This window comes from Microbacterium sp. Au-Mic1 (assembly GCF_021341785.1).
In the GTDB taxonomy this organism is placed as follows: Bacteria; Actinomycetota; Actinomycetes; order Actinomycetales; family Microbacteriaceae; genus Microbacterium.
Window position 1 is genome coordinate 123,802 of the sequence record NZ_JAJTTF010000010.1, and the last position, 6,585, is coordinate 130,386.

At 70.8% G+C, this 6,585-nt stretch carries 5 protein-coding genes and 1 tRNA gene; 2 read left to right on the forward strand and 4 right to left on the reverse strand.

Features of this window, described 5'->3' with window-relative positions; genetic code table 11:
* The first annotated feature begins 12 nt into the window (after positions 1 to 12).
* Positions 13 to 1,350, forward strand: a complete 1,338-nt coding sequence (locus LXM50_RS14290; RefSeq protein ID WP_308192531.1) for a DNA glycosylase AlkZ-like family protein — start codon at positions 13 to 15, stop codon at positions 1,348 to 1,350.
* A gap of 112 nt (positions 1,351 to 1,462) precedes the next feature.
* On the opposite strand, the gene LXM50_RS14295 is transcribed toward LXM50_RS14290, so the two are convergent.
* The 3 genes from LXM50_RS14295 to LXM50_RS14305 all read right to left on the reverse strand — a co-directional run bounded on the left by LXM50_RS14295 (position 1,463) and on the right by LXM50_RS14305 (position 4,683).
* Complete coding sequence (locus LXM50_RS14295) at positions 1,463 to 2,041, reverse strand: LemA family protein (RefSeq protein ID WP_233312090.1); 579 nt, start codon at positions 2,039 to 2,041, stop codon at positions 1,463 to 1,465.
* Between the two features lie 81 nt (positions 2,042 to 2,122).
* Complete coding sequence (locus LXM50_RS14300; RefSeq protein ID WP_233312091.1) at positions 2,123 to 3,436, reverse strand: D-arabinono-1,4-lactone oxidase; 1,314 nt, start codon at positions 3,434 to 3,436, stop codon at positions 2,123 to 2,125.
* A complete protein-coding gene (locus LXM50_RS14305; RefSeq protein WP_233312092.1) occupies positions 3,433 to 4,683 on the reverse strand; it encodes an alanine racemase in 1,251 nt (416 codons plus the stop codon). The genes LXM50_RS14300 and LXM50_RS14305 overlap by 4 nt, the downstream gene beginning before the upstream one ends.
* A gap of 66 nt (positions 4,684 to 4,749) precedes the next feature.
* Here LXM50_RS14305 and LXM50_RS14310 point away from each other — a divergent pair.
* A tRNA-Leu gene (locus LXM50_RS14310) sits at positions 4,750 to 4,822 on the forward strand.
* A gap of 289 nt (positions 4,823 to 5,111) precedes the next feature.
* Here the strand turns inward: LXM50_RS14310 and LXM50_RS14315 are convergent.
* Complete coding sequence (locus tag LXM50_RS14315; protein WP_233312093.1) at positions 5,112 to 6,482, reverse strand: glutamate decarboxylase; 1,371 nt, start codon at positions 6,480 to 6,482, stop codon at positions 5,112 to 5,114.
* Between the last annotated feature and the right edge of the window lie 103 nt (positions 6,483 to 6,585).

The following is a 6,585-nucleotide window of genomic DNA, read 5'->3' on the forward strand; positions in this document are numbered from 1 at the left end:
ACGCTGACCGACGTGACCGACTCCCCCGCCGAGCCCCGCCGACCCTCCGGACACTCCGGACACTCCGTGGTCGACACCTTGAGCGCCGGCGAGGCCCGGCGGATCGCACTGGCCGCGCAGGGGTTCTCTCGCCGACGGCCTGCCGATCCTGGCGTGCGCCATCTGCACACGGCCATGGCGCGCATGGGCGTCCTGCAGATCGACTCGGTGAACGTGTTCGCGCGCTCGCACTACCTGCCGCTGTTCTCACGCCTGGGCGTCTACGACCCCGCCCTGCTGGAGCGTGCGTTCCTGGCCCGGCCGACCGCCGCGCGCTCCGGCCGGTACACCGAGTACCTGGCTCACGAGGCGACCTTCCTTCCCGTCGAGGACTGGCCCCTGTGGGGCTTCCGCCGCGACGCCTTCCGCGCAAAGCGAGGCGAGTTCTGGGGGCGGACCTCGTCGGCGCGGACGCTGGGCTGGGTCCGGTCCGAGCTGCGTGAGCGCGGTCCCTCACGTCCCGCCGACATCCGCGGCGATGCCCCGGGCGGCAAGGCCGGATGGTGGGAGTGGGACGACGTCAAGCACGCTCTGGAGTATCTGTGGCGGGTCGGAGAGGTGGCGATCGCCGGGCGCGACGGCTTCGAGCGCCGATACGCCCTCGCCGAAGACGTGGTGCCGGTCGATCTGCTCGGGCGCGATCTGGACCGCGCCACGGCCATCGGCGAGCTCGTGCGCCGGGCGGCCAGGGCGCACGGGGTCGCCACGGCAGCCGACATCGCCGACTACTACCGGATCAAGGACCGCACCGCCGTGCTCGGTGCGATCGACGTCCTCGTGGAGCGAGGCGAGCTGGAGCCCGTGCGGGTGCGCGGGTGGGAGCGCGGGGGGCGGGCGGTTCCGGCCTGGCGGCATGTGGACGCCGTCCTGCCGCGCCGGATCGACGCCACCGCGATCCTCACGCCGTTCGACCCGGTGGTGTGGTTCCGGGACCGGGCGCTGCGGGCGTTCGCGCTGGACTACCGGATCGAGATCTACACGCCGGCCGCCAAGCGCCGCTACGGCTACTACTCGCTGCCCGTGCTGGTCGGCGATCGGATCGCCGCCCGAGTGGATCTCAAGGCGGATCGCGCCGCGGGCACGCTGCGCGTGCAGTCGGCGTGGTGGGAGCCGCAGGCGCGCCCGGCGACCGACCTCGAGCCGATCGCCGCCGAGCTGCGCACCGCCGCTGCATGGCAGGGTCTCGAGCACGTCTCGGTGTCGGGCTGGGGCGACGCGTCAGCGGCCCTCGCCGATGTGCTGGACGGGCACCCGGAGCGGGTCCGGCGGCACGATGTGGGACGGACGGATCAGGTTCCGCCCGGGAGCTGATCGCCCCCGGGGTCTCCGACTCGGGGTTTCGGCTCGGTCGCCTTCGGCGTCCTCGCTCAACCTTGATACGCGAAGGGCTCAACGCCGCTTCGCGGCATTGAACCCGTCCGTGTCAGAACTGGACGCGCGGGGGCTCCGCGATGGCGGCGCCGTCGGCCACCTCGAAGAACTCGCGCTCGGTGAAGCCCAGGTTGCGGGCGAACAGGTTGTTCGGGAACACCTTGATCTTGGTGTTCAGCTCGCGCACGCCGCCGTTGTAGAACCGGCGCGAGGCCTGGATCTTGTCCTCGGTGTCGACGAGCGCCGCCTGCAGCTGCAGGAAGTTCTGGCTGGCCTGCAGCTGCGGATACGCCTCGGCGACGGCGAACAGGCTCTTCAGAGCCTGCTGCAGGTGTCCTTCGGCTGCTCCCGCCTCACCGGGGCTGGAGGCGGACAGCGTCTCGGCGCGGGCGCGGGTGACGTTCTCGAACACGGCCTTCTCGTGCGCGGCGTAGCCCTTCACCGTGTCGATGAGGTTGGGGATCAGGTCCGCTCGGCGCTTGAGCTGCACGGTGATGTCGCTCCACGCCTCGTCGACGCGGACCCCCAGCTGCACGAGCGAGTTGTACGTGGCCCACAGATAGATGCCGACGGCGACGATCAGGACGACGATCACACCGACGACGACGAGTACTGGAACAAGAACATCCACGGACGACGACCCCCTTGCTGACGCGGTTTCGGCCCATCCTATCCCGGCATCCTCCGTGTTCGCCGGGCTGCCAGGGAACGGTCAGGCGCCGAGAACGCGCTCCAGATAGCCGTTGCCGAATCGGCGCTCCGGATCCATCCTGTCGCGCAGCGCGAGGAAGTCGTCGAAGCGCGGATAGCGCTCCCGCAACTCGTCGGCGCCCAGCGTGTGCAGCTTGCCCCAGTGCGGCCTTCCGCCATGTGCGAGGCAGATCCGCTCCACCGCGTCGAAGTATTCACGAGGGTCGTGGCGCCAGTACCGGTGCACGGCGAGGTATGCGGAATCGCGCTCGTGCGCGGTGGACAGCCAGCGGTCGTCGGCCGCCGCGAACCGCACCTCGATCGGGAACTCGATGCGCCAGCCGCGCTTCGCGATGAGCGCCTGCACCGCGTGGAAGACGGGAACGATCTGATCCTGCGGCAGCGCGTACTCCATCTCCCGGAAGCGCACCGTCCGGCTCTGGGTGAGCACGCGATGGGAGAGATCGGTGTACTCGCGGTCGCCCGTGAGCTTCACCGCGAGCCGGCTGAACGACGGCGTGATCGTGGGCACCGCGACGCCGGCCGCGCACACGGCTCGGTACACGCCGTTCGAGAGCAGCGTCTCGTCGATCCACTTGCCGACCTTCGGCAGCGGCCGCCGCACCGCCGACTCCGGAAGCCGCTCCGTCGTCTTCGTGAGCGCCACGTCGGTGTGCGGGAACCAGTAGAACTCGTAGTGATCCGCCGCGGCCACGCGTTCGTGCACGCCCTCCAGCACCTCGTCCAGCGGGGCCGGTGCGTCGACCGCGTGCATCACGAACGCCGGCACGCACTGCAGGGTCACCTCGACGAGGATCCCGAGCGCGCCGAGCCCCAGCGCGACGGCGGGGAGCAGCTCCGCGTTGCGCTCCTCGTCGACCCGGAGGAACTCGCCCGCCGCTGTGATCAGAGTCGCGCCGACGACCTGGGCGGCGATGCCGCGGAAGGCGGCTCCGGTGCCGTGCGTGCCCGTGGAGATCGCCCCGGAGATCGACTGCCGGTCGATGTCCCCGAGGTTCTCCATCGCCAGCCCGTACGGGGCGAGCAGCGCCGGGATCCGGTGCAGCCGCGTCCCCGCCAGCAGCGTGACGCGCCCGCGGGCCTCGTCCGCCGAGACCAGGCCCTGCAGGTCGTCGAGTTCGAGCAGCACATCGGGGGCCACCGCCACACCCGTGAAGCTGTGGCCGGCACCGACCGCCTTGATGCGCAGCCCCTGGGCTGCGGCGGCGAGAACGGCGCGCTGCACGCCCTCCGGTGAGCGAGGACGCTCGACGCGGATCGGTCGGATCGAGGCCGACCGACCCCAGTTCTGCCAGGTTCCGCCCATGCGTGTCACAGGAACGCCTTTCCCTCACCGCGATAGGTGGACAGCTCATCGACGACGCGCCCGCCGTCGACGAGGTGATAGCTCAGGATCCGCTCGGCCGGCTCGCCGCTCTTGGCATGCCGCAGCCAGACGCGGTCCCCCACACGGAGCGTGCGTGCAGCCTCACCGCGCAGCGGCGTCTGCACCTCTCCCGCGGCCTCCCGCGGCGCCGTCTGCAGGCCCTGCGGCCAGACCGGCAGAGGCTGACGCGAGGCGACCGGCGGCCCGGATGCGATCCACCCGCCGCCGAGGATCGTCGCGATGTCGGCAGCGGGGCGGCGCACGACGTCGAACGCGAAGGCGCTGGCGGGCGCCGGCGCGAAACCGCGGTAGCCGTCGAACAGGTGCCCCGCGAGGAGCCCGCTTCCGGCCGTGATCTCGGTGAGCGCCGGGTCGGATCCGGTGTACTCCAGGGATCCCGTGCCTCCGCCGGTGACGAACTCGAGGGGCACGAGCGCTCGTACGGCCTCCACGATGCGTGCGCGCCGTGCGCGCAGCTCCTGGCGAGACTGGGTCTGCACGGCACGGATCAGCGTGTCGCCGCTGCCGGTGTCGTCGCCCTGGCCGGCGATCTGCGCCTCGTACATCTGCAGCCCGACGAGGCGGAAGCCATCGCGCTCGGCGGCCCGGCGTGCGAATCGAGCAACCTCCTCCGGCGTGTGCAGCGGCGAGCGGAACACGCCGATGTGGCCGAGCGCGGGGGCCCGCCAGGAGGCGTCGGCGTCGATCGCGATGCGCACACGCGGCCGCCGTGCGGGAGCCGCGACCGCGTCGATGAGATCAAGCTGGGACTCGTCGTCGACCATGAGCGTGATCCGCGCGGCGGCCCGCTCGTCTGCGAGCAGCCGCTCGAGCCCCGGACGGTCGGCGGTCGGGTAGGCCAGCACGATGTCGTCGTGATCCTCGGCGAGCCAGAGCGCCTCGGCCAGTGTGAAGGCGAGGAGGCCCTGATACCCCGGCACCCGCAGTGCGGCATCGATGACCTCGCGCACGCGCACCGACTTCGTGGCGATCCGGATCGGCAGCCCGCCAGCGCGCACCACCATGTCCATCGTGTTGTAGCGCAGCGCGTCGAGATCGATCACGGCGACCGGCGCGGGCAGGTGCGCCGTGGCCTCGGTCAGGCGCGGCCACCAGCGGGCCGGGTCCTCCCAGGCGTGCGCAGCGGGGCGGGCGGACGCGGACGCGTGGCCCTGATCGGCGATGAGCTCGAGCACTCCCCCACCCTATTGGCTCCGAGTCAACATCGCTCGCGGGGCGGCGCTCGCTAGGCTCGACCTGCAGCCCCCGTAGCCCAACGGCAGAGGCAGGCGACTTAAAATCGCTTCAGTCTGGGTTCGAATCCCAGCGGGGGCACGTCGGAGTTCGACGCATGTCGGGCACGCGTCCGGCGCCGCCTGTTCCGCTCTGCCCGACGCAGGCCGACGAACCTTCACCCCCCTCGTTTCGGCCCGTAGAGCGCGCGCTCGGCGGATGCGCGATGCCGCGGAGCGCCAAGAGCTCCGTTTCGTACAGTCAGCTTCGTACAGTCAACGTGGGCACTGTCGACGGAGGCCGCCTCCCCCGTGAGGGGGATCCTGCGCGGTTCGCTGCTGCACTTGACGAGGGCACTCGACAGACCGTCAGACGCGCGGCATACAGGTGATCAGTGCCGGAATCCCGGACCTGCCGTGCGATCGGGCAGCGGCGCGGTGAGCGCATCGAGGTACGCCACCTCCTCGCGGATCGTCGCGAGGAGCGCCTCGGCAAGGTCCATCGTCACGCCGTTTCGGACCACGATGCGCTGCACGGTGATCTGCTCCCGGTCGGCCGGCAGCGGGTACGCCGGGACCAGCCAGCCGCGCATGCGCAGCCGATCGGACAGATCGTGCAGCGTCCAGTTCTCGGTGTGGCCGTCGACAAGCCGCCAGGCGAACACCGGGATCGTGGATCCGTCGCTGATGAGCGCGAACTCGTCCATCGCTCCGATCCCGTCCGCGAGATATCGCGCGACCGCGCGCGAGGTGCCCTGCACCTCCGCATAGCCTTCGCGCCCGAGCCGCAGGAACATGTAGAACTGCAGCAGCACCTGCGCCCCGGGTCGGGAGAAGTTCAGCGCGAGCGTCGGCATGTCGCCGCCGAGATAGCTGACGCGGAAGATCATCGACTCCGGGAGCGCCTCGGCATCGCGCCACACGACCCAGCCGAGCCCCGGGTAGACCAGTCCGTACTTGTGCCCCGAAGTGTTGATGGAGGCGACCCGCGGCACCCGGAAGTCCCACTCCAGGTCGGGGTCGAGGAACGGCGCGACCATGCCGCCGGAGGCCCCGTCGACGTGGATCGGGACGTCGTGCCCCGCCGTCTCCGCGATCCGGTCGAGCGCCGTGGCGATCTCCGTGACCGGCTCGTAGGCGCCCGTGTAGGTGACGCCCATGATCGCGACGACGCCGATCGTGTTCTCGTCCACGTACTGGTCCAGCAGGGCGCCGTCCAGTGCGGGATGCTCGTCACTCACGGGCACGTAGCGGGGCTCGACCTCGAAGTAGTTGCAGAACTTCTCCCAGCACACCTGCACGGCGCTCGACATCACCAGATTGGGCCGCGCGGCATCCTGCCCGGCCGCGCGCCGGCGCTCCTGCCAGCGCCTCTTCAGGGCGATGCCGGCGAGCATGCAGGCCTCGCTCGATCCGATGGTCGAGGTGGCGGGAGCGGCCGCAGGATCGGGAGCGTGCCAGAGCTCGGCGATCATGCCCTGGCAGTACGTCTCGATCGCCGCGGTCTGCGGATACTCGTCCTTGTCGATCATGTTCTTGTCGACGGCGTCGGCGTAGAGGCGCTGCGCCTCCTCGTCCATCCAGGTCGTGACGAAGGTGGCGAGGTTCAGGCGGGCATTGCCGTCGAGCATGGTCTCGTCGCTGACGACGTGATACGCGAGAAGGGAGTCCATCCCCTGATCCGGGATCCGGTGCTTGTCGACGAGCAGCTTGGCCCCCGGCCGATGGTGCAGCGGGTTGACGTGGATGCGTTCCTGCGACATGGGCGGTGCTCCTCGGTGCGCTGTTCCTCCGGCCGTTTCGGGCGCCACCCTAGCATCGCCCGGAATGCCTGCTCCGGGAACCCGCGGGGCGAACGTCGCGCCG

What these genes read in the sequence shown, in the direction of transcription:
- LXM50_RS14315 (WP_233312093.1), bottom strand. Translation starts at nt 6,482, where the DNA reads ATGTCGCAGGAACGCATCCACGTCAACCCGCTGCACCATCGGCCGGGG.